General features: G+C 73.7%; 20 protein-coding genes. 8 read left to right on the top strand and 12 right to left on the bottom strand.

All coding sequences use genetic code 11. From position 1 onward, the window contains the following. Positions 1-7: 7 nt before the first annotated feature. From AB0316_RS13420 to AB0316_RS13405, 4 genes are all read right to left on the bottom strand, one after another. Positions 8-772, bottom strand: coding sequence for a TetR/AcrR family transcriptional regulator (locus tag AB0316_RS13420; protein ID WP_366273515.1), 765 nt, complete (start codon positions 770-772; stop codon positions 8-10). Between the two features lie 59 nt (positions 773-831). Continuing rightward, a complete protein-coding gene (locus AB0316_RS13415; RefSeq protein ID WP_366273514.1) occupies positions 832-2,451 on the bottom strand; it encodes a hypothetical protein in 1,620 nt (539 codons plus the stop codon). 217 nt (positions 2,452-2,668) lie between these two features. Continuing rightward, a complete protein-coding gene (locus AB0316_RS13410) occupies positions 2,669-4,261 on the bottom strand; it encodes a methyltransferase (protein ID WP_366273760.1) in 1,593 nt (530 codons plus the stop codon). Beyond that, positions 4,258-4,632, bottom strand: a complete 375-nt coding sequence (locus AB0316_RS13405; RefSeq protein WP_366273759.1) for an anti-sigma factor antagonist — start codon at positions 4,630-4,632, stop codon at positions 4,258-4,260. Before AB0316_RS13405 ends, AB0316_RS13410 begins: the two co-directional genes overlap by 4 nt. 178 nt (positions 4,633-4,810) lie before the next feature. Between AB0316_RS13405 and AB0316_RS13400 the strand changes: the two genes are divergently transcribed. From AB0316_RS13400 to AB0316_RS13370, 7 genes are all read left to right on the top strand, one after another. Further along, complete coding sequence (locus AB0316_RS13400; protein WP_366273513.1) at positions 4,811-7,156, top strand: DEAD/DEAH box helicase; 2,346 nt, start codon at positions 4,811-4,813, stop codon at positions 7,154-7,156. Further along, positions 7,153-7,521, top strand: coding sequence for a hypothetical protein (locus AB0316_RS13395; protein ID WP_366273512.1), 369 nt, complete (start codon positions 7,153-7,155; stop codon positions 7,519-7,521). Before AB0316_RS13400 ends, AB0316_RS13395 begins: the two co-directional genes overlap by 4 nt. Positions 7,522-7,689: 168 nt before the next feature. Continuing rightward, positions 7,690-8,730, top strand: coding sequence for a sulfate ABC transporter substrate-binding protein (locus tag AB0316_RS13390; RefSeq protein ID WP_366273511.1), 1,041 nt, complete (start codon positions 7,690-7,692; stop codon positions 8,728-8,730). Next, positions 8,727-9,695: a sulfate ABC transporter permease subunit CysT gene (gene cysT / locus AB0316_RS13385; protein WP_366273510.1), complete on the top strand. Its 969-nt coding sequence runs from the start codon at positions 8,727-8,729 to the stop codon at positions 9,693-9,695. The genes AB0316_RS13390 and cysT overlap by 4 nt, the downstream gene beginning before the upstream one ends. Continuing rightward, a complete protein-coding gene (gene cysW / locus AB0316_RS13380) occupies positions 9,692-10,498 on the top strand; it encodes a sulfate ABC transporter permease subunit CysW (protein ID WP_366273509.1) in 807 nt (268 codons plus the stop codon). The genes cysT and cysW overlap by 4 nt, the downstream gene beginning before the upstream one ends. Beyond that, complete coding sequence (locus tag AB0316_RS13375; RefSeq protein ID WP_366273508.1) at positions 10,495-11,505, top strand: TOBE-like domain-containing protein; 1,011 nt, start codon at positions 10,495-10,497, stop codon at positions 11,503-11,505. Before cysW ends, AB0316_RS13375 begins: the two co-directional genes overlap by 4 nt. 242 nt (positions 11,506-11,747) lie before the next feature. Then, positions 11,748-12,212: an Rrf2 family transcriptional regulator gene (locus AB0316_RS13370; RefSeq protein ID WP_366273507.1), complete on the top strand. Its 465-nt coding sequence runs from the start codon at positions 11,748-11,750 to the stop codon at positions 12,210-12,212. 15 nt (positions 12,213-12,227) lie between these two features. Here AB0316_RS13370 and AB0316_RS13365 read toward each other — a convergent pair whose 3' ends face one another. The 8 genes from AB0316_RS13365 to AB0316_RS13330 form a co-directional block, all read right to left on the bottom strand. Continuing rightward, the gene (locus tag AB0316_RS13365) at positions 12,228-12,596 is read right to left on the bottom strand and encodes an Rv3654c family TadE-like protein (protein WP_366273506.1); all 369 of its coding nucleotides are present in this window, start codon (positions 12,594-12,596) and stop codon (positions 12,228-12,230) included. Further along, a complete protein-coding gene (locus AB0316_RS13360; RefSeq protein WP_366273505.1) occupies positions 12,593-12,961 on the bottom strand; it encodes a TadE family type IV pilus minor pilin in 369 nt (122 codons plus the stop codon). Before AB0316_RS13360 ends, AB0316_RS13365 begins: the two co-directional genes overlap by 4 nt. Further along, complete coding sequence (locus AB0316_RS13355) at positions 12,958-13,173, bottom strand: DUF4244 domain-containing protein (RefSeq protein WP_366273504.1); 216 nt, start codon at positions 13,171-13,173, stop codon at positions 12,958-12,960. The genes AB0316_RS13360 and AB0316_RS13355 overlap by 4 nt, the downstream gene beginning before the upstream one ends. Before the next feature lie 98 nt (positions 13,174-13,271). Continuing rightward, a complete protein-coding gene (locus AB0316_RS13350; protein ID WP_366273503.1) occupies positions 13,272-13,937 on the bottom strand; it encodes a type II secretion system F family protein in 666 nt (221 codons plus the stop codon). Continuing rightward, on the bottom strand, positions 13,934-14,791 hold the full coding sequence (locus tag AB0316_RS13345; protein ID WP_366273502.1) for a hypothetical protein: 858 nt from the start codon (positions 14,789-14,791) through the stop codon (positions 13,934-13,936). Before AB0316_RS13345 ends, AB0316_RS13350 begins: the two co-directional genes overlap by 4 nt. Further along, positions 14,788-15,960, bottom strand: coding sequence for a TadA family conjugal transfer-associated ATPase (locus AB0316_RS13340; protein ID WP_366273501.1), 1,173 nt, complete (start codon positions 15,958-15,960; stop codon positions 14,788-14,790). Before AB0316_RS13340 ends, AB0316_RS13345 begins: the two co-directional genes overlap by 4 nt. Before the next feature lie 67 nt (positions 15,961-16,027). Then, positions 16,028-16,843 carry a hypothetical protein gene (locus AB0316_RS13335; protein ID WP_366273500.1) on the bottom strand — a complete coding sequence of 272 codons (816 nt, stop codon included), beginning with the start codon at positions 16,841-16,843 and terminating at the stop codon, positions 16,028-16,030. A 681-nt stretch (positions 16,844-17,524) separates the two neighbouring features. After that, complete coding sequence (locus tag AB0316_RS13330) at positions 17,525-18,505, bottom strand: hypothetical protein (RefSeq protein WP_366273499.1); 981 nt, start codon at positions 18,503-18,505, stop codon at positions 17,525-17,527. A gap of 54 nt (positions 18,506-18,559) precedes the next feature. Here AB0316_RS13330 and AB0316_RS13325 point away from each other — a divergent pair, with 54 nt between their 5' ends. After that, positions 18,560-19,489 (top strand): hypothetical protein, encoded by a 930-nt coding sequence (locus AB0316_RS13325; RefSeq protein WP_366273498.1) that lies wholly within the window; start codon positions 18,560-18,562, stop codon positions 19,487-19,489. Positions 19,490-19,603 lie beyond the last annotated feature (114 nt).

The raw sequence follows: 19,603 nt of genomic DNA, 5'->3' as shown, positions 1-19,603 counted from the left end.
CGGTTTGTCACGGCCGGCCGTCCCACGCGTCGGTGAGGTGGCGTGGGTCGCCGCCGAGCCGCTCGTGCAGCGCGGCGATCGACAGCCCGCTGCTGACCTCCTGGCCGCGCGGACGGCACACCACCCCGAATAGGACGGTGTCGACGATCTCCTCGGGAGTGAGTGTGCGACCGTCGGCGATGCCGGGGTGGCTGCCGGAGAAGGTGAGCAGCCGGATGCGATGGACGACGTCGGCCCCCGGCACGACGAGGTGGCCCTCGTCGTGGACGAGCAGCTCGTGGATGGCGTCGAGCAGCGGCTGGTGGGCCGCGCCGTCCTCCTCCTCGTCGGCGTGGCCGCGCAGGTGGCGCCCGGCCTCGTAGCAGGCCTGGTGGGGGCCGCGCCGCGGCGGCTCGGTCAGGCCGAGGGCCCCCATGAGGCCGAACACCTCGGTGAAGCGCTGTTGCATGATGCGGGCGAAGTCGACGAGCCGGTCGCGCAGGGAGCCCTGCGGGTCGATGGCGGCGATGCGCCGGCTCACGGGCGCCGGGCAGAAGGCCGCCTGGACGGCCTCCTTCTCGAGGACCTCCTTGGTCGGGAAGACGCGGAAGATCGTGCCCTCGGCCACCCCGGCCTCCTGGGCGATCTCGCTCGTCGTGGGCTTGCGGCCCTCGCGGTGGGCAAGCCGCACGAAGACCTCGATGAGGGCGTCGCGCCGGTCGTCGGGATCCATCGGGGCCGCGCGCCGTGCGGTGGCGCGGGCGCCGGACGAGTCCTGCAGGGGGGTGGGCACCCGCTCATTGTGAATGAGTGAGCACTCACTCACAAGTGGTTTTCGACAGTTCGTCGCCCTCAGGACCGCACCGCGGGGCCGTGGTCGCGCCACCACCGGGCGGCCAGGCGGCGGTCGTTGGACTCGAGGGGCGACTCCAAGAGGTCTCGCAGCCCCGCATGCCCCGTCATCCCTGCCGCGTAAAGGACCGCGGCGTCGTCGATGCCCGCGGCGGTGAGGTCCGCGAGGACGGGCAGGGTGGAGGCGCGCGGGACGGAGTCGGGCGCGCCTTCGCCGACCGCGCCTTCGCCGACCGCGTTCTCACCGTCCTCGCCTGCCGCCGGCAGGGGGCGTATGCCGTGCAGCGCCCCGTCGTCGGCGTGGGCCAGGGCCCGCAGCACTCCTCCGCGCAGCGGCACCTCCACCGTCAGGAGCAGGCGTCGCAGGGCGGGGACGTGCTCGGCGGAGGCGAGATAGGTCAGCATGTGCACCGCCTCGGCCGCCGACTCGCGATCGGTGTCGGCGGCGACGAGCAGCGCCGTGTCGGCCAGCACCTGCCGGTAGGGGCTGGCCAGCAGCATGAGCGCTGCCTGGTGCTGGCGCTCGACGAAGTCGCCGGCCAGCAGTTCGTGGAGCAGCCGGGCCAGCATCGGGTCTGCGACGACGCCGCTCGCGCGCTCAGCCGCCTGCACGTAGATGCCCATCGCCGGCGGCAGTCCCAGCCCGCGGCGGGAGGGGGCTGCGGGCGTGCCGACCGGCACACCGCTGCGGCGGCCCACCCGCCGTCGGGAGTCCTCCCGGAGGCGCTCGGCCAGCAGGCGACCGAGGTGCTGCCCGGGCACATCACCCCTGGGGTCGAGCAGGCGCACGGCGAGGGTCTCGACCATCGGCACCGTCGGTTCGGGCAGCGTGCCGAGGAGCACCATGTTGAGCAGGGCGTGGACGGCTCCGAGCCGGAGCCGGGAGCCGTCGGCGCTCGCGGTCCTCACCAGGCTCGCCACCACCTGCGCGTGGGGGATCTCGCCGTAGACGGTCATCGCGTCGAGGATCGACTGCGCGCCGTCGGCCCGGACGAACGCCGTCACGCCGCGCACGACGGAGGCCGCGGTGGTCGGGGCCGCCGCCATCCGGCACAGCGACTCGAAACGGGTGACGTAGGCGATGCCCACCGACCGGGTCATCTCGTCGACGAGCCGGTTGGTCAGGTCCTGGACGATCCGCCCGGGCACGAGCGCCGGCTGCGGAGCGGTCAGCAGCCCCGAGAAGCCGAGCCAGTCGCCTCCGCTGCCCTCACCGTCGACGATGCGCTCGTAGGCCTCGTCGAGCCGACGCTGACCACCCCCGGCGGGTGTGCCCGGCGTGACCCATTGGCGGTGGCTCGACAGCACCGAGTGACCGAGCCCTTCGCAGACGGCGAGCAGCTGGCCCGGCGCCAGCCCGAGCGCCACCTCGTACGCCGTGAGGACCTCGGCCGACGGCGCGGTCGCGGCGGTCTCCCACTGGCTGATGCGGGCCGGGTCGGCCCGCAGCCCCAACGCGGCGAGCCGGCGCGCGAAGTCTGCCAGCGACGAGGTGCCCGGGTGCGGGGAGAGCAGCCGGCTGATCCGCAGCAGCCACGCGACGCGGGCGCCGACGTCGACGTAGGAACTGGCGTACGGCGTGGCGTCCTCGGGCAGGTGGGCACGACGGCCGCGTTGCACCCCGTCGACCATCCCCTGTCCCCCCTGCCATCCCCAGCCGCGCCCGTGCTCTTCGTCCTGCCCCCGCGAGACGGGCGCCCGGCGGCGCCGAAGCCAGTATCGGCACGCGGTGGCTGCGCGGCAACCTCCACGCCCAGCGGCCGAGACGGCAGCTCCCGCGCACGCTGTGACGTCCGGGCGGCGGCCGTTATCAGCCGGCTCGCTCGAGCGGCGACTCTCAGACGAGGAGGCCGTCGGCAACCAGGTCGCGCAGCTGCGGCACGAGCTCGCGGCGCACCTCTGCGGGGTCGAGGTCCAGCAGGGTCGCGATGGCGTCGAGGGCGGCCCGCGCCGTCAGCTCCCCGTCGGCGACGCCGAGGTATGCGGCGAGCAGCGTCCCGGCGCGCACGACCCGTCCCAGCCCTCCGCCCTGCCGCACGAGGATGACGCTCGGATCCTCGGCGCCCGGACGCCCGTGGCGCTCCTCCGTGACGTCGACGGCGCACGACCAGGCGACGTGGAGGACCTCGTCGTCGTCGTGCTCCGCCAGCCACGTGCGGGCGCGAAGGCATGCATCGATCGTCGGCCCCATGGGCGCCGCGACGGGGCCGTACACCTCGTCCAGCGAGCGCCACGGGCCGCGGTCGGTCGCCGGTCGCTGGAGGGTCACCACGCCGAAGCCGACACGCTCGACGTCCCGCGCGGCGAAGTCGCGCAGCCACGCGGCATACATCCTCGAGTGGGCCTCGCTGCCGGGCTGGGCGCCGCCGTCGCGGGCCCACAGCTCGGCGTACTCGGCCGGGTCCTGCGATTCGCGCTGCACGACCCACGCGTCGAGGGCCACCCCCTCGGCGGCCTGCTCGTCGAGCCACTCGGACCAGACCTCGCGCCAGGTGCGGCCGGCCGGGACCTCCCAGTTGCCGAGGAACTGCGCGATGCCGCCGGGCTCGAGCACCGAGCCGACCTGCCGCACGAGCGACCGGACGAGCGTGTCGCCGGAGCGGCCGCCGTCGCGGTACTCGTAGAGGGTGAGGTCGTCGTCGCGAGGCGTGATGACGAAGGGCGGGTTGCTGACGACGAGCGAGAAGCGCTGCCCGGCCACGGGATCGAGAAGGTCCCCCGCGAGGAGGTCGACCGGCGGCACCGCTCCCGGCTGGTCGGTGGCGGCCAGCGCGAGGTTGAAGGCGGCATACGCCAGCGCCCGCCGGGAGATGTCGGTGCCCACGATGGAGCGCGCGTGGCCGGTCAGGTGCAGGGCCTGCACACCGCACCCGGTGCCGAGGTCGAGGGCCCGGTCGACGCTGCGACGGACGGTCCACGACGCGAGGGTGGTCGACGCCCCGCCGATGCCGAGCACGTGGTCGGCGCGGAGCGGGCCGCCGACCGCCAGCTCGGACAGGTCGGAGGCGACCCACCAGTCGTGGGCGTCGTCGCCGTAGGGGCGCAGGTCGCAGGTGCCCACCGCGGTGCGGTCGCGGGGCGCACCGGCGGCGGCGAAGCCCGCCGGGCCGCCCTCGAGGCGCACCAGACCAAGCGCGACCGCTCCCTCGACGCCGAGCGTGGGCAGGGCGTCGGCGAGGGCTGCGGCGCCGACGGGACGGCCGAGCGTGAAGAGCCGGATGAGCACCCCACAGGCGTCCTGGCGGGCGGCCGACGGGCCACCTGACGGGTCGGTGGCAAGAAGCGCCGGCAGCGGCTGCTCACGGTGCAGCGCGGCCGAGGCCACGGTGCCGAGCCGGTCGGCGACGCCGTCGACGGTGAACGCGGCCGCCGTGAGGTCCGCGCGCAGCAGCGCGAGGAGCCGCTCGTCGACGACGGGCGTGTCGCTCAGAACCCCTCGCCCGAGCCGTTGGAGCCGGACGCATGGCCGGCGGCGAGCGCCGACTCGAGGTCGGGGTGGATCTCGAAGACCTTGTCGAGCCCGGTGATGGAGAAGACCTTGAGCACCCGGTCGTCCTTGCCGACGAGGCGCATGGAGCCGCCGCGGGTGCGGGTCAGCTTGAGCCGGCCCACGAGCACCCCGAGCCCGGTGGAGTCGAGGAAGGTGACGTCGGTGAGGTCGACGACGAGCTGGGTGCGACCGGCCTGGATCTGCTCGTCCAGCTTCTCGCGCACGACCGGCGCGGTGTAGACGTCGATCTCGCCGCCGAGGTGCACCACGGTCTGGTCGCCATGGTCGGCTCGGGTGATCGAGAGATCCACCTGTGCCCCTTCCTGTGCCCACACTGGCTAGATGGTTACGACTGCACGTGGCTTCGATTTGTGGTCCGGCAGTGCCCCGCGAACTGCACGAACCACGATTCCACCTGCATGGCTGACAGCGGAGTAACATGCCCCCGCTCGTCGGTAACCGTACCCCGACGACATACGGTTGCTCCACATGAACGGGGAGCCCACGCCCATGCGAACCGTGCCGGAGGACCTGCTGCGCACGCTCGTCGGCGACCGCCCCGAGCGCCTGGTGCACGTCCACGAGGTCCCGGCCCGCGCGGCCGTCCACGCCGACTGGCCCGGATGGGTCGACCCGACGCTGCTCGGCGCCCTGCTCGCCTCGGGCATCGAGGCACCGTGGTCGCACCAGGTGGAGGTCGCCGAGGCCGCGCACGCGGGGCGGCATGTCGTCGTCAGCACCGGCACGGCGTCGGGCAAGAGCCTCGGCTACCACCTGCCGATCCTCACCGACCTGGCCGCGGGCGCCGGCGCGCCCAACGGCCGGGGCGCGACGGCGCTCTACCTCTCCCCCACCAAGGCGCTGGCCGCCGACCAGCTGAGCCGCATCGACCGGCTGGCGCTGCCCTCGGTGCGGCCGGCCACCTACGACGGCGACACCCCGACCGACGAGCGGCGCTGGATCCGCGACCACGCCAACCTCGTGCTGACCAACCCGGACCTGCTGCACCACTCCCTGTTGCCCGGGCACGAGCGGTGGAGCTCGTTCCTGCGGGCGCTGCGCTACGTCGTCGTCGACGAGTGCCACGTCTACAAGGGCGTCTTCGGGGCGCACATGGCCGCGGTGCTGCGGCGGCTGCGGCGGGTCGCCGCCCGCTACCGCTCGGAGCCGACCTTCGTCTTCGCGTCCGCGACCGTCGCCGAGCCGGAGGAGCACGCCTCACGGCTCCTGGGTATGCCGGTGACGCCGGTGACGCAGGACGGCTCCCCTCGCGCGTCGATGACCTTCGCCCTCTGGGAGCCGCCGCTGCTCGTCGACGAGACGGGGCAACCGCAGCGCGTCAGCACCATCACCGAGACGGGCGAGCTGCTCGCCGGGTGCGTGCGCGAGCAGGTGCAGACGGTCGCCTTCGCCCGGTCGCGCGCCGGCGTCGAGGTGGTCGCACGCATCGCCAAGGAGCGGGTGCCGGTGACCGACGAGGGCCGGGTCGCGGCCTACCGCGGCGGCTACCTGCCGGAGGAGCGGCGGGAGCTCGAGCAGTCGCTGCGGGCCAAGGAGGTGCTCGGACTGGCGGCGACCAACGCGCTCGAGCTCGGAGTGGACGTGAGCGGGCTCGACGCGGTGCTGCTGGCCGGCTGGCCTGGCACGCTGTCGTCGCTGTGGCAGCAGGCGGGCCGGGCCGGGCGGTCGGGGTCGCGGTCGCTGGCGGTGTTGGTCGCCGCCGACGACCCGCTCGACACCTTCGTCGTGCACCACCCCGAGGCGATCTTCGGCCGCGGCATCGAGGCGACGGTCGTGGACCCCGAGAACCCGCACGTGCTCGCGCCGCACCTCGCGGCGGCCGCCGCCGAGCTGCCCGTCACCGAGGCGGACGTGGCGATCTTCGGGGCGCAGACCCGCGTGCTGCTCGACGCGCTGGTGGCCCGCGGCATACTCAAGAAGCGGCCCCGGGGCTGGTTCTGGGGGCGTGAGGACCGGCCCGCCGACCACCTGTCGCTGCGCGGCGCGGGCGAGCCGGTGCGCATCATCGAGACCCGCACCGGGCGGGTCGTCGGCACGGTCGACGACGCCGCCGCCCACTCGCAGGTGCACACCGGCGCGGTGCACCTGCACCAGGGCCAGACGTGGGTTGTGACCGAGCTGGACCTCGACGACCACGCCGCCTTCGCGGTCCGGGGTGATCCCGGCTGGACCACGCAGGCGCAGTCGGTCAGCGACTTCCAGATCGTGCACGAGGTCGAGCACGAGGACTGGGGGCCGCTGCGCTGCTCCTTCGGCCACGTGACCGTGCGCAACCAGGTGACCTCCTTCCTCCGGCGACTTCCCGGCGGGGAGGTGCTCGGCGAGCACCCCCTCGACCTGCCGCCGCGCTCGCTCGCCACCAAGGCCGTCTGGTGGACGATGCCCGTCGAGGAGCTCGCGGCGGCCGGGGTGGCGGAGGACGGCATACCCGGCGCTGCGCACGCGGCCGAGCACGCGGCGATCGGGATGCTGCCGCTCTTCGCCACCGCGGACCGCTGGGACATCGGCGGGGTCTCGACCGCGCTGCACCCTGACACCGGCCTGCCGACGATCCTCATCTACGACGGCCACCCGGGCGGTGCGGGCTTCGCCGAGCGGGGCTACCGCCGGGTCCGCGCCTGGCTGGGCGCGACGCGGGACGCCATCGCCTCGTGCGAGTGCGCGACCGGCTGCCCGTCGTGCATCCAGTCGCCGAAGTGCGGCAATGGCAACGAGCCGCTCGACAAGGCGGGCGCCGTGGCCCTGCTCGACCTCGTGCTGCGGTGTGCGGGTGCGGCTCCCGCCGCACCCGCCGCGAAGGCGACGCCGGCATGACCGGCCGGCGCGGCCCCGCAGGTCCGGAGCGGCACGGTCACCCCGGCGGTGGCCGCGGCGGGGGCGCCGCCCCCTCCGGGCCGGACGGGCTCGAGCGGCTGCGTCGGGCGGCGCTGTCTGCCCAGCGCGCGCCCGTCACCGTGGTCGCGCGGGGCACCCTGCGACGGGGCGACACCGGGGCGCAGCCCCTGTTCCTGGACGCCGACGACGGCACGACGTGGGAGCTGCTGCTGCCTCCGGGCTGGTCGGTCGATGCGGAGCCGGGCGCCCGGGTCACCGTGAGCGGCGACCCTGCCGACGAGGCCGGGACGGGCTCGGCGATGAGTGCGGTGCTCCGCGTGCGCTCGCTGTCTCGCGGCGACTGAACCTCCGGCTCCGGCGCGCTGGGTCGCTCACACTCTGAGACATAATCTCGCGTTATTTGACCGGTAACTACATGCTATTCAAAACTCCCCTCACCCGAGTGGGAATGCGGTCACCCCGGTCACTGCCCCCTCCCGCTGCTTGCGCCCTCCACTTTCCAGGAGCCCACCATGCGTCACCCCCGCCTCACGCTCGCCGCTGTCGCCGTCGCCACCGCCCTCGGCCTGACGGCCTGCGCGGGCGGTGGCGCCAGCGACACCGTCGCGGCGGCCGACGGCCCCGCCGGCGGTGCAGGTGCCGCGACGAGCACCATCAACCTCTACGCGTACGCCGTCCCGAAGGTCGGCTTCGACGCCGTCATCCCCGCCTTCCAGAGGACGGCGGCGGGCAAGGGGGTGCAGTTCCGGCAGAGCTACGGCGCCTCCGGCGACCAGAGCCGCAAGGTCGCCGCCGGCGCGCAGGCCGACTTCGTCAACTTCTCGGTCGAGCCCGACGTCACGCGCCTGGTCGACGCCGGCCTCGTCGACCCGAGCTGGAACGCCAACGCGCACAAGGGGATCCCGTTCGGCTCGGTCGTGACCATCGTCGTGCGCAAGGGCAACCCGAAGGGCATCAAGGACTGGGGCGACCTGCTCAAGCCAGGCATCGAGGTCGTCACGCCCAACCCCTTCTCGTCGGGTTCGGCGAAGTGGAACCTCCTCGCGCCGTACGCCGCCAAGAGCGACGGCGGCGCCGACAAGGCGGCCGGCCTCTCGTACATCTCGGCGCTCGTCAAGGACCACGTCAAGGTGCAGCCGAAGTCGGGCCGCGAGGCGACCGAGACCTTCCTGCAGGGCACCGGCGACGCGCTGCTCAGCTACGAGAACGAGGCGCTGTTCATCGAACGCCAGGGCGACCCGGTCCAGCACGTCACCCCACCGGCGACCTTCAAGATCGAGAACCCAGCGGCCGTGCTCAAGGGCAGCAAGAACCTCGCGACGGCCACGGCGTTCGACGACTTCCTCTACTCCACAGAGGCGCAGACGCTGCTGGCCCGGGCGGGTTTCCGCCCGGTCGACGAGGCCGTCGCGAAGCAGTTCGCCTCGACGTTCCCGGCCCCGGCCAAGCTGTGGACCATCGCGGACCTCGGCGGCTGGAAGAGCGTCGACAGCACGCTGTTCAAGAAGGATGTCGGCGACATCGCCAAGATCTACGAGCAGGCGACCCAGTGACCGTCGAGGACGCCGTCACCGTCGAGACCGGCCCCCGTCAGAGCCGCGTCGGCACCCAGCACCCCCCGGCGTCGACGCGTGCGGACCACACGGGAGGGGCGCGTACCGGCGCGACCGGGGCGGACGGCATACGCCATCGGTCGGGCGACAGGTCGAAGGCGTGGGGGTCGGCGAGACGGGCGCGGCGGCCGCTCGGCGTCGGGCTGGTCACCCTGTGGCTCAGCGTCATCGTGCTGCTGCCGCTCGCGGCGCTCACCGTGGCCGCGTTCGGGGACGGCCTGTCCGGGCTTTGGGAGGCGGTGACGGAGCCGGCGGCCCTGGCGGCGCTGGGGGTGACCGTGCTCGTGTCGGCGGTGGTAGCGGCGGTGAACGCGGTCCTCGGGACGCTCGTCGCCTGGGTGCTCGTGCGCGACGACTTCCGGGGCAAAGGCGTCGTCAACGCGCTCATCGACCTGCCGTTCGCCCTGCCGACCATCGTGGCGAGCATCGTGCTGCTCTCGCTCTACGGATCCGAGAGCCCCGTCGGCATCGAGCTCAACGCGACCCGGTGGGGGCTGATCGTCGCGCTGCTCTTCGTGACGCTGCCGTTCGTCGTGCGCTCGGTCCAGCCGGTACTGCTCGAGGCGGACAGAGAGGTCGAGGAGGCCGCCGCCTCACTCGGTGCCTCGAGCTGGACGACGTTCCGGCGCATCGTGCTGCCGACCCTGGCGCCGGCCGTCCTCGGGGGTGCGGGCCTGTCCTTCGCCCGCGCCATCGGCGAGTACGGCTCCGTCGTGCTCATCGGCGGCAACATCCCGCGCCAGACGCAGGTGGCATCGCAGTACATCCAGCAGCAGATCGAGACCGACAGCCCCCAGGCGGCGGCGGCGGTGTCGGTGGCCCTGCTCGCGATCGCGTTCGTGACGCTCTTCGCGCTGCGCGTCGTCTCGGGGCGCGCCCAGCGGCGCCAGGAGCGTGCGGCGTGAGGGTCTCGCGGGCCACCCGCCTCTCGTTGCGGGCGGTCGCCCTCGGCTACCTCTTCGTGCTCGTGGCCGTGCCCGTCACGGTGATCCTCTGGCGGACCTTCGAGCCCGGCCTCTCAGCGTTCGTCGAGTCCGTCTCGACCCCTGCGGCGCGCTCGGCGATCAACCTCTCGCTGCTCATCGTGGCGATCACCGTGCCGCTGAACGTCGTCTTCGGGGTCGCGACGGCCCTGGCGCTGGTCCGCGGCCGGTTCCGGGGGCGTGGGCTGCTGCAGGCCGTCGTCGACCTGCCGTTCGCCGTCTCGCCGATCGTCGTCGGTGTCGCCCTCATCCTCCTGTGGGGCGCCGGCGGGTGGTTCGGCGCGCTCGACCGGTCCGGCTTCCACGTCATCTTCGGGCTGCCCGGCATGGTGCTCGCGACGATCTTCGTCACCCTGCCGTTCGTCGTGCGCGAGGTCGAGCCGGTGCTCCACGAGATCGGGACCGAGCAGGAGCAGGCCGCCTCAACGCTCGGCGCCACCGGATGGCAGACCTTCTGGCGCATCACGCTGCCGGCGATCCGGTGGGGGCTGACCTACGGCGTCGTGCTGACCGTGGCGCGGGCGCTCGGCGAGTTCGGGGCCGTGATCATGGTCAGCTCCGGCTTCCCCGGTGTGTCGCAGACGCTGACGCTGCTCGTGCACTCGCGCTACATCGACGACCACAACACCTACGGCGCGTATGCCGCCGCGACCCTCCTCATGGGCATCGCCCTCGTCGTGCTGCTGCTCATGACCGTGCTCGACCGCAAGAGGAGCCACCGATGATCACCGTGACGCACGCCCGCAAGAGCTACGGCAGCTTCGCCGCCCTCGACGACGTCAGCATCGACATCGCGCGCGGCTCCCTGACGGCGCTGCTCGGGCCGAGCGGCTCGGGCAAGTCCACGCTGCTGCGCTCGATCGCCGGCCTCGAGACCCTCGACTCCGGGAGCGTGACGATCGACGGGCGTGACGTGACGGGCGAACCGCCGCAGCGGCGGGGCATCGGCTTCGTCTTCCAGCACTACGCGGCGTTCAAGCACCTCACAGTGCGCGACAACGTCGCGTTCGGCCTGACCATCCGCAAGCGGCCCAAGAAGGAGATCGAGCGCAAGGTCAGCGACCTCCTCGAGATCGTCGGGCTCGACGGCTTCGCCCGCCGCTACCCCGCCCAGCTCTCCGGTGGGCAGCGGCAGCGGATGGCGCTGGCCCGGGCGCTGGCGGTCGACCCGCAGGTGCTGCTGCTCGACGAGCCCTTCGGTGCGCTGGACGCGAAGGTGCGGACCGACCTGCGGCAGTGGCTGCGCCGGCTGCACGACGAGGTCCACGTCACCACGGTGCTCGTCACCCACGACCAGGAGGAGGCGCTCGACGTCGCCGACCGGATCGCGGTCCTCGCCAAGGGCCGCATCGAGCAGGTCGGCGACCCGGTCACGCTCTACGAACGGCCCGCCAACGACTTCGTCATGGGCTTCCTCGGGTCGGTGGCCCGACTGGGCGGCCAGCTGGTGCGACCGCACGACATCGCGCTCGAGCGCGACCGCGCCACCGCCCTGGCGCTGGACGCCGAGGTGACCGACTCCCCCGGCGTGGTGCCCGCCGTCGTCGAGCGGGTGGTTCCGCTGGGGTTCGAGGTGCGCGTCGACCTCCGCGCCGACTCGGGAGAGCGCTTCGCCGCGCAGATCACCCGTCGGGAGGCCGCGCAGCTGCACCTGCGCGAGGGCGAGACGGTCCACGCGCGCGCGGTCGGCCGCTCGAGCGTCGTCGACATCGACCCCGCCCTTGCCATCTGACCCGTCCCTCCCCCAAGTCGAGTGGGCACTTTCCGACACCGACCAGGCCCTCCCCGCCTCCCCAAGTCGAGTGGGCACTTTCCGACACCGACTGGCCACGTCCATGCCCAGCCCCTCCCCCAAAGTCGAGTGGGCACTTTCCGTCGGAAAGTGCCCACTCGACTCGGGACGGGCTCGACGTCGCTCCTCGTCGGCGCGGAGGTGATGCGATGGGTTTCGTCGCCGTGCGGCAGACTGCCGGAGTGGACATCTCGGCACGGGTCGACTACGCGGTCCGCGCCATGCTCATCCTCGCGCAGGCGGACGCCGAGGCCTCCGGGCCCGTCAGCATCGATGCCCTCGCAACGCGGCAGGAGCTGCCACGCAAGTTCCTCGAGGCGATCTTCGCCGACCTGCGCCGCGCCGAGCTCGTCATGAGTCGGCGCGGGTCACGCGGCGGCTATGTCCTCGGCCGGCCCAGCTCCGCGATCAGCGTCGGCGACGTCTTCCGGGCCGTGGACGGCCCGCTGGCCGAGGTCCGCGGCCTGCGCCCGCACGAGACGGAGTACCAGGGTGTCGCCGCCCACCTGCCCAGTCTCTGGGTGGCGGTACGCGCTAGCCTCCGGGAGGTGCTCGACGACACGTCGCTCGACGACCTCAGGACCGGCACCCTGCCGGACCGAGTGCGGCAGCTGCTAGCCGCACCCGACGCCTGGCACAGCCGCTGACCGGTGCGCGCCGCGTCATCGCTGCGGACCCGCACGGCCATGCGCAGACGCGGGCTCCGGCCACAGAGCTGCACGCACTGCGACGCGGAGGTCGAGAGTCTCTCCGCTGACCGAGCAACCCTGTGCCGCGGCACCGTTCGCACCGGAGACGCGTTGGGCGACGGCGCAGGCGGATGCGGGGGAAAGACCGTCCTGGATGGCGGCGGCACCGGCCAGCGACCCCAGGTCGACTGCCAGTCGGGCACGGTGGCTGGCGAGGACGACCGATGCCAGCACGAGGCCGGCGAGAGTGAGCACGAGCACCAATCCGACCACCGACACGACCAGGACCGTGGCCGCACCCCCCTCTAGGCCCCTCGCCCTCTGGCGAGAAAGGAGATTCATGGAGCGGCCTCCACCGGCGTGACGGCCGACGCGGTGAGGTCCCAACCCGGAAGAGCACCCCATCCTCCGGTCCGCGCCGTGACCGTGACCCGGACCTGCCCGCCGGAGCCGCCCACCTGCACTCGCGCGCCGTCGGGCGCCGCCTCACGGGCCAGGGCGGCCACCTTCGCCGGATCGTCCCCGCGGGCGGCCGCGCGACTCGCGAGCGAGGCTGCGTCGACACAGCGGATCTGGTCGATGCCGGCCCGCACACCGACGAGGCACAGGGCCAGGACGAGGACGACGGACGGGATGGCGACGGCCAGCTCGGCCGTCACCATCCCGCGGTCCCCACGGGCGCGGAGCCAGCCTCGACGGGGACTCACCCGGCGAGCCCCAGTGCGCTCTGGACGATGCCGCCCAGCGCCCCACGCACGGCATCGGACTTCACGACGCCGAGCAGGACGAGGGCGAACGTGCAGGCGGCCATGATGCCGACGGCATACTCGGCGGTCGTCATGCCAGCGTCTGCGAGTCGTCTTCTCCCACTCTGGCGGCCACGAAGACGGTTGAGCCGTCGGCTCAGTCGGTGGGTCATGGATTCTCCTTCTCTCGGTCCGGGCGGCGTGCCCGGGACGTCTGGTGGTGTCGGCAGCTCGTCGCGAGCGCCGGACAGTCACGACACGGCTCGTCGGGTCATCCCTGGAGCAGGTCGCCGGCCAAGGCGATGACGAGGGGTGCGACGGTGGTGAGGCAGAACGCGGGTAGCAGGACGAGCCCGAGGGGCGCGACGAGGCGCACCCCGACCTTCGCGGCGGACACCTCGAGCCGCTCGAGCTCGGCGGTGCGCAGGTCGTCGGCGGCTGCCAACAGCATCGAGCCGGGTGGGACGCCGGCCTGGTGCGCGATCGCGACCGCCCGAGAGGCAGGCGCCCACGCAGGCCCTACGGACGCCCAGGCCTCGGCCTCGCCGGCACCCCACCGCAAGGCGTTCGCGACCTGCTGCAGGTCGGCGGCCACCGGACCACCGACTCCGTCAGCGACCGCGTCGAGGACGTCCCAGGTGGGCAGTCCGGAGCGGTAGGCCAGGGCGAGCAGTGCGAGCGCCGACGACACCTCGGACTCGGAGGCCGGGAGCTTGCCGGTGCGTCCGCGGCGGAACACGCGACGGAGCTTGGAGCGAGGGGTGGCTCGGGGTGAGGTGTCAGGGCAGCCCTCAGGTCTGCGAGCGCCGGTTGCTCCTGCCCCGGACCGCTCGGGCCCGCCCAGCAGCACGAGGACGGCCACGGCGGCGAGCAGCGCAGCGACGACCTCGGGGAGGTGGACCTCGCCCAGCAGCACCATCTCGCCGCCGCGGGTCACGGGGTCACCGCCCCACGCACCATGCGCGAGCACCACACGCGCCCGGTCCACACCAGGACGAGGCCGCCGACGGCGCACGCGGTGGCGACGGGTGACCCGAGGTAGAGCCGCGAAGGACCCACGCCGCAGGCGAGCCCGAACAGCGGACCGGAGAGGGGCAGCAGGGTCAGCACGGTGACGGTGGCCCGGGGACCGGCGACCGCGACGGCGACCTTGCCCCGCCGGGCCCGCGCGTCCAGGAGTCCACGCACGGCGCGTTGCACCGCAGAGGCCAGTGGAGCGCCCGTCGTCTCGGAGAGGCGCCAGGCGGCCGCGACGAGGGCCAGCTCGGCCGAGGCGCTGCGCCGAGCCCACTCGGTCCACACCTGGGACGTCGGCTCGCCGCGGTGGCTTCCCTCGAGGAGCGCCCCGACGAGTCGGTCGATGTCTGCCGTCGGCGGCCCTGCGGGCCGCTCACCACGTGCCCGCCTGCGCCCGCGGGAGCTGCCCACCGCCTCGCGGCCGCGTGCGACGCGGTCAGCTCCCAAGGTGGAGGTCGCCGACAGCTCGATGGCGCGGGCGGGCGTCAGGCCCGCCTCGAGCGCCGGCCCGATGCCGCGCAGCAGCTCGAGCACGTCATCCACCAGCACGCCCGGCCGGCGACGCAGCCGCCATCGTCGGAAGAGCTCGACGGGATCCTCCTGCCACAGACTGCGGGTGTCCCCCGAGTCGGCGCCCGACCGTGCCATCTGCCCGGCGGTGGCGTGCGGTGCCGGGCCGGCGAAGGCGAAGGACCCCGGGCGTCGCCGCGGCCAGAGCAGGACGGCGGTGGCGAGCAGCAGTGCCGCCAGCACCGCGGAGCCGGGGATGTTCATGACGCCTCCACCACGCGCGGGCGGCCCAGGAGATCGGGGGCGAGACCCAGTCGTGCGGACAGCTCGGGCCAGCCCGGGCCCACCTGCGGCAGGTGCCCCGGCCCCTCCCAGTGCAGGGCACAGACGACCTGCGGCGCTCCACCGCGGCGCACGATTGCCGCCACCGAGGCCACCCGGCGCACCCGCGCGCCGCGGGCCACGTGCACCACGAGGTCCACCGCGGCGGCCACCTGCGCCCGCACCGCCTCGGGCGCCATGCCGGCCAGCGCCCCGAGCGCCTCGAAGCGCGCCAGCACGTCGTCCGGTGCGTTGGCATGGACCGTGCCGCACCCGCCCTCATGGCCGGTGTTGAGGGCCGCCAGGAGCTCCCGGACCTCGGCTCCGCGAACCTCACCGACCACGATGCGGTCGGGGCGCATCCGCAGGGCCTGCCGGACGAGGGTGGTCAGCGTCACCTCGCCGACGCCCTCGACGTTGGCGGGACGCGCCTCGAGGCGCACCACATGGGGGTGGTCGATGCTCAGCTCGCGGACGTCCTCGACGACCAGCAGCCGGTCGAGTGGCTCGATGCAGCCGAGCAGGGCCGAGAGCAGGGTGGTCTTGCCGGCTCCCGTGCCGCCGGAGACGACGAACGCGAGCCGTTGGGCCACGACGGCGCGCAGCACCGGCTCCCACTCGGGCGGAAACATGCTGTTGACGCAGAGCTCGTCGAGGGACACCGGGCGGCTCGGCGGGACCCGGATCGTGATGTGCGGGCCGCCGGCCACGAGCGGCGGCAACATCGCGTGCAGCCGGGCGCCGGAGGGCAACTGACCGTCGACCCACGGGCTCGCCTCGTCGAGGCGGCGCCCGGCAAGCCCGGCGAGGCGCACCGCGAGGCCGCGCGCCTCGTCGAGGTCCAGCCGTTCGTCGACGCACTCCATGCCCTGGCCGCGGTCGACCCACACGCGACCGTCGCCGTTGACCGCGACGTCGGTGACACCCGGCTCGGCGAGCCACGGGTCGAGCGGCCCTGCGCCCAGCACCCGGGCCGCGAGCGCCGAGCGGGTCTCGGCGACGCGGTGGGCGCCGAGGGCGCCACGCTCCTGGCTGGCGACGTCCGCGACGGCGTCCCCGTCTGGACCCACGCCCTCGCGCACTCGCTGCCACATCGCGGGTGTCAGGCTCATCGCAGCCACCCATCGATCCGGTGCAGCCGGTTGCCTCGGCCCTGTCCCCGGCACTTCCTCGAAGCGCTCATGCGGCGATCGCCTGCCCGGTGAGGCGCAGGAGCAGCTCGTCCGCAGCGCGGACGACGTCACCGCGGCCACGCGCGCCTGGCGGCAGCCCTTCGGACACCTCGCCGATGAGGCGGCGGTCCTCGGCCACGGTCGCGACCAGCGGCACGTCGAGCTGGTCGATGACGAGGTCCTGGAAGTCCGGCTCCACCCGGCTGCCGCGCAGCACGACCCACGGCTCGATGGGCAGAAGCGGCTCGGTGTCCCACGGTCGGTCACTGTCTCGGGCGCCGCGCAGCAGGCCACGGATGCCGGACACGACGGCCGACGCCGAGGCCAGCTGCGGCACCTGCGAGCCCATCACGACCACCACCGCGTCGACGAGCAACGAGACCGCGGCGAGGACCGACGGGTCCCGGGGCAGGTCGAGCACGGTCACGGCGTGGGCGTCGGCCAGGCCTGCGACGACGTCAGGGACGGTGTCGAGCCAGGCCCGACCTGCACCGGCCTCCCCCGCCGCCTCCCCCGCGGCCTTCCCGGCGGAGGCCCAGCCGGCGCCGGTGGCGCCCGAGAGCACCGGCACGCCGCACGAGTACGGCAGCTCGTCGGCCAGGCCGAGCCCGTCGACGACGCCGGCGACCTCCGCCAGCTCGGGCCAGCGCCAGCCGGGCTGCTGCTCGAGCCCGAAGATCACGTCGAGGCAGCCCGACCAGTGGTCGAGGTCGACGGCCGCGACCGAGCGGCCTGCGGCGGCCGCGCGGACCGAGACGGCGGCGGCGAGGGTGGAGGACCCGACTCCCCCGGAGGCGGGCACGAACGCGATGACTGCTCCCATGCGCCAACGCTCGCGCGACCGGCCGCGCCCGCCCAGCGGCATACGGCGGCCGGTGGACAGCCGCCCCTCCCACCGAGGGGGTGTGGACAACCAGACCAACCGGGGAGCCGACACCCCGACCCGGACACCTGGCCGCCCGCCACCTGGGCCCACGAAGAGAGAGCCGGGGAAAGCAATGGTGGCCCCCGTCCGGGGGAAGACGGAGGCCACCTCACGAGACTGGCGCCGGGGGGGGAGGAGCCAGATCGCGCGATGCTCGACCCCGAAGGGGAGCACCTCTTCAATCGTGAGGCTTGCGGCCTCCGAATGCAAACCGACTTGTCCTCACCAGACCGGATTTTTAACGATTTGTGAACCCGAAATAATGCAGGCGAAGGCCCCCGACCGTGGGTCGGGGGCCTTCAGAGAAGCTCCGTGCTACCAGGCGTGCATTTCTCGTAGTGTCGCCCCGGTTGTGCGCCCGGAGGTGGACTGTTCCAAGTGAACTGCTCTCGCGTGGGTACTCGGTGTCTTCTCAGACTTGCGTCGTGCAGGGGATCCGGCCTACGCCTCTCGGCGATGTGGTTCCTTGGCTCCTGTCTACTCCTCGCGACCGTTTTGCGACACCCCCCGCGGGGCGCGCTGCCCAGAAACTGTCCAGCCACGTGGACACGCCTCAGAACCGCCGCGGCCGTCGCCCGCTCACCGCAGCCGACCGGCCCGCACCGCGTCGCTGATGCGCTCACCCTCCACGGCACCGCGCACCAGCGCGTCGCCCGCCTGCGTCAGCCACAGCCCGACCCCGCGGGAACCACCCTCCGCGTATGCCGTGAGCGCGCCCAGGTAGGCCGGCCCACCGCTCGCGACGTGGCCGGCTTCCGGGACGGCCACGCCGGTGGGGTCGAGGCCGAGGGCCTGGACGAGGGCGCGCTCCATCGCGCGCGCCACGAGCCCGTTGCCGTGCACGAAGGGCCGGAGGGCGACGATCTCGGCGTGGACGAGCGCGGCGACCACCGACGCCGGCACGCGGGTGCTCCCCGCGGCCGCGACGACGACGTCGGACAGGGACGCGAGACGCGCGGCCACCACCGTCGGGGAGGGCGCCGGACCGAGATCCACGAGCTCGGTGCAACCCTCGTCGCCGACGCGCGGGCGCCCAAGCGCCTCCCCGTCGACGAAGGGGGCGGCGGCCGCGACGTGCAGGCGAGCCAGGGCCTGCAGCGGCGCGGTGCGCACGAGTGAGGCGACCCGCTCGCTCTCGGCCGTCGCGGCGACGGCGCCCTTGAGGGTGCGCAGCCCCGGGTCGAGGTCCTCGGGCCAGTCGCGGGCCCCGCTCATCAGCTCGCGCACGAGGTCGACGGGGAACTCCGCCCCGTCGAGCGCCGCGCTGGCCTGGGCGCCGCGGACCCGCGACTCGGCCGACGCCTCGGGTATGCGTCGCCGCAGCGCCTCGTGGAACCGCAGCCGGGTGCAGGCCTCCCGGGCGGCGTCGGCGCGCTCGCGCACGCCGGGCAGCTCCACGAGCGCGGCCAGCTGCTCGACCAGGGCAGCCTGCGTGCCACCCTGCCGGGGTCCCGACTGCCCCGAGACCGCCGGCCGCCCAGTGACGACGGGCTGCTCGGCGCGCGCCGGCTGGGGATCGGCTGCGGCAGGGGTGGCGCGGGAGGGCGTCGGTTCGGGCACGGCGTCCAGCCTAGGTCCGCCCCAGAACCGCTCCTGCCCTGCCACGATGAGATCGTGCCCACGTCGGAGGTGCTCGACTGGCTGCTGAGCGGTGACGTCGCGGTGGCCTACTCCACCACGCGCGACCTGCTGGGGCACGAGGACCGGGATCTACAGTGCCGCATCGCCACCGAGGGCCTCGGCGCCACCCTCCTTGCGGCGCGCGGCCCCGACGGCCACTGGGGTCGCGGCTTCTACCAGCCGAAGTGGACCTCGAGCCACTACACGCTGCTGCAGCTGCGCGAGATCGCCTTCCCACCCACCCATCCCGCCGTCCGCGAGAGCGTGCAGCTCATCCTGGCCACCGAGAAGGGCCACGACGGCGGGGTGAACCCGTCGGCCCGGCACGAGCCGAGCGACGCCTGCGTCAACGGCATGGCCCTCAACTACGCGAGCTGGTTCTGGGCCGACGCCGACGACCTCCGCTCGGTCGTCGACTACCTGCTGCGCCAGCGCGTGACCGACGGCGGCTTCAACTGCAAGCACCACGAGCCCGACGACGCCGTCCACCACTCCTCGGTGCACACCACCGTCTGCGTCATCGAGGGGATCACCACCTACCTGCACTCGGGCTTCGCCTACCGCCGCGACGAGCTCGAGCAGGCCCGGTCCACCGCGGTGGAGTTCCTCCTGCGCCATCGGCTCTTCCGCAGCGAGCGCACCGGGGCGCCGATCGACTCCGAGCTGACGCGCCTGCACTTCCCCGCAAGATGGCACTTCGACATCCTCCGCGGGCTGGATGCCCTTGCAGCAGCGGGAGTTCCGCGCGACGAGCGCATGGACGACGCATTGGGCGTCCTGCACAGCCGGCGCCGGGTCGACGGACGCTGGGTGGTCAACCGCGCCTACCCCGGCGCGACGCACGTGCTGGGCGATCCCGCGGGGCAGCCGAGCCGCTGGGTCACCCTGATCGCCGAGCGCGTGCTCCTCGCGTATCCTGAGTGACGTGAGTTCGACCGTCGCACAGACCCGCGCGTGGTGGCTGCCCAGCTGAGGCGGCCCATCGAACCAACCCGAGATCCGAGCCGCCCACGGGCGGCTCTTCGCATGTCCGGGACC

It is taken from the genome of Terrabacter sp. NPDC080008 (assembly GCF_040702505.1).
Taxonomy (GTDB): Bacteria; Actinomycetota; Actinomycetes; order Actinomycetales; family Dermatophilaceae; genus Terrabacter.
Note: the sequence above shows the minus strand (reverse complement) of the source record. Positions and strands in the feature narration are given on the sequence as shown.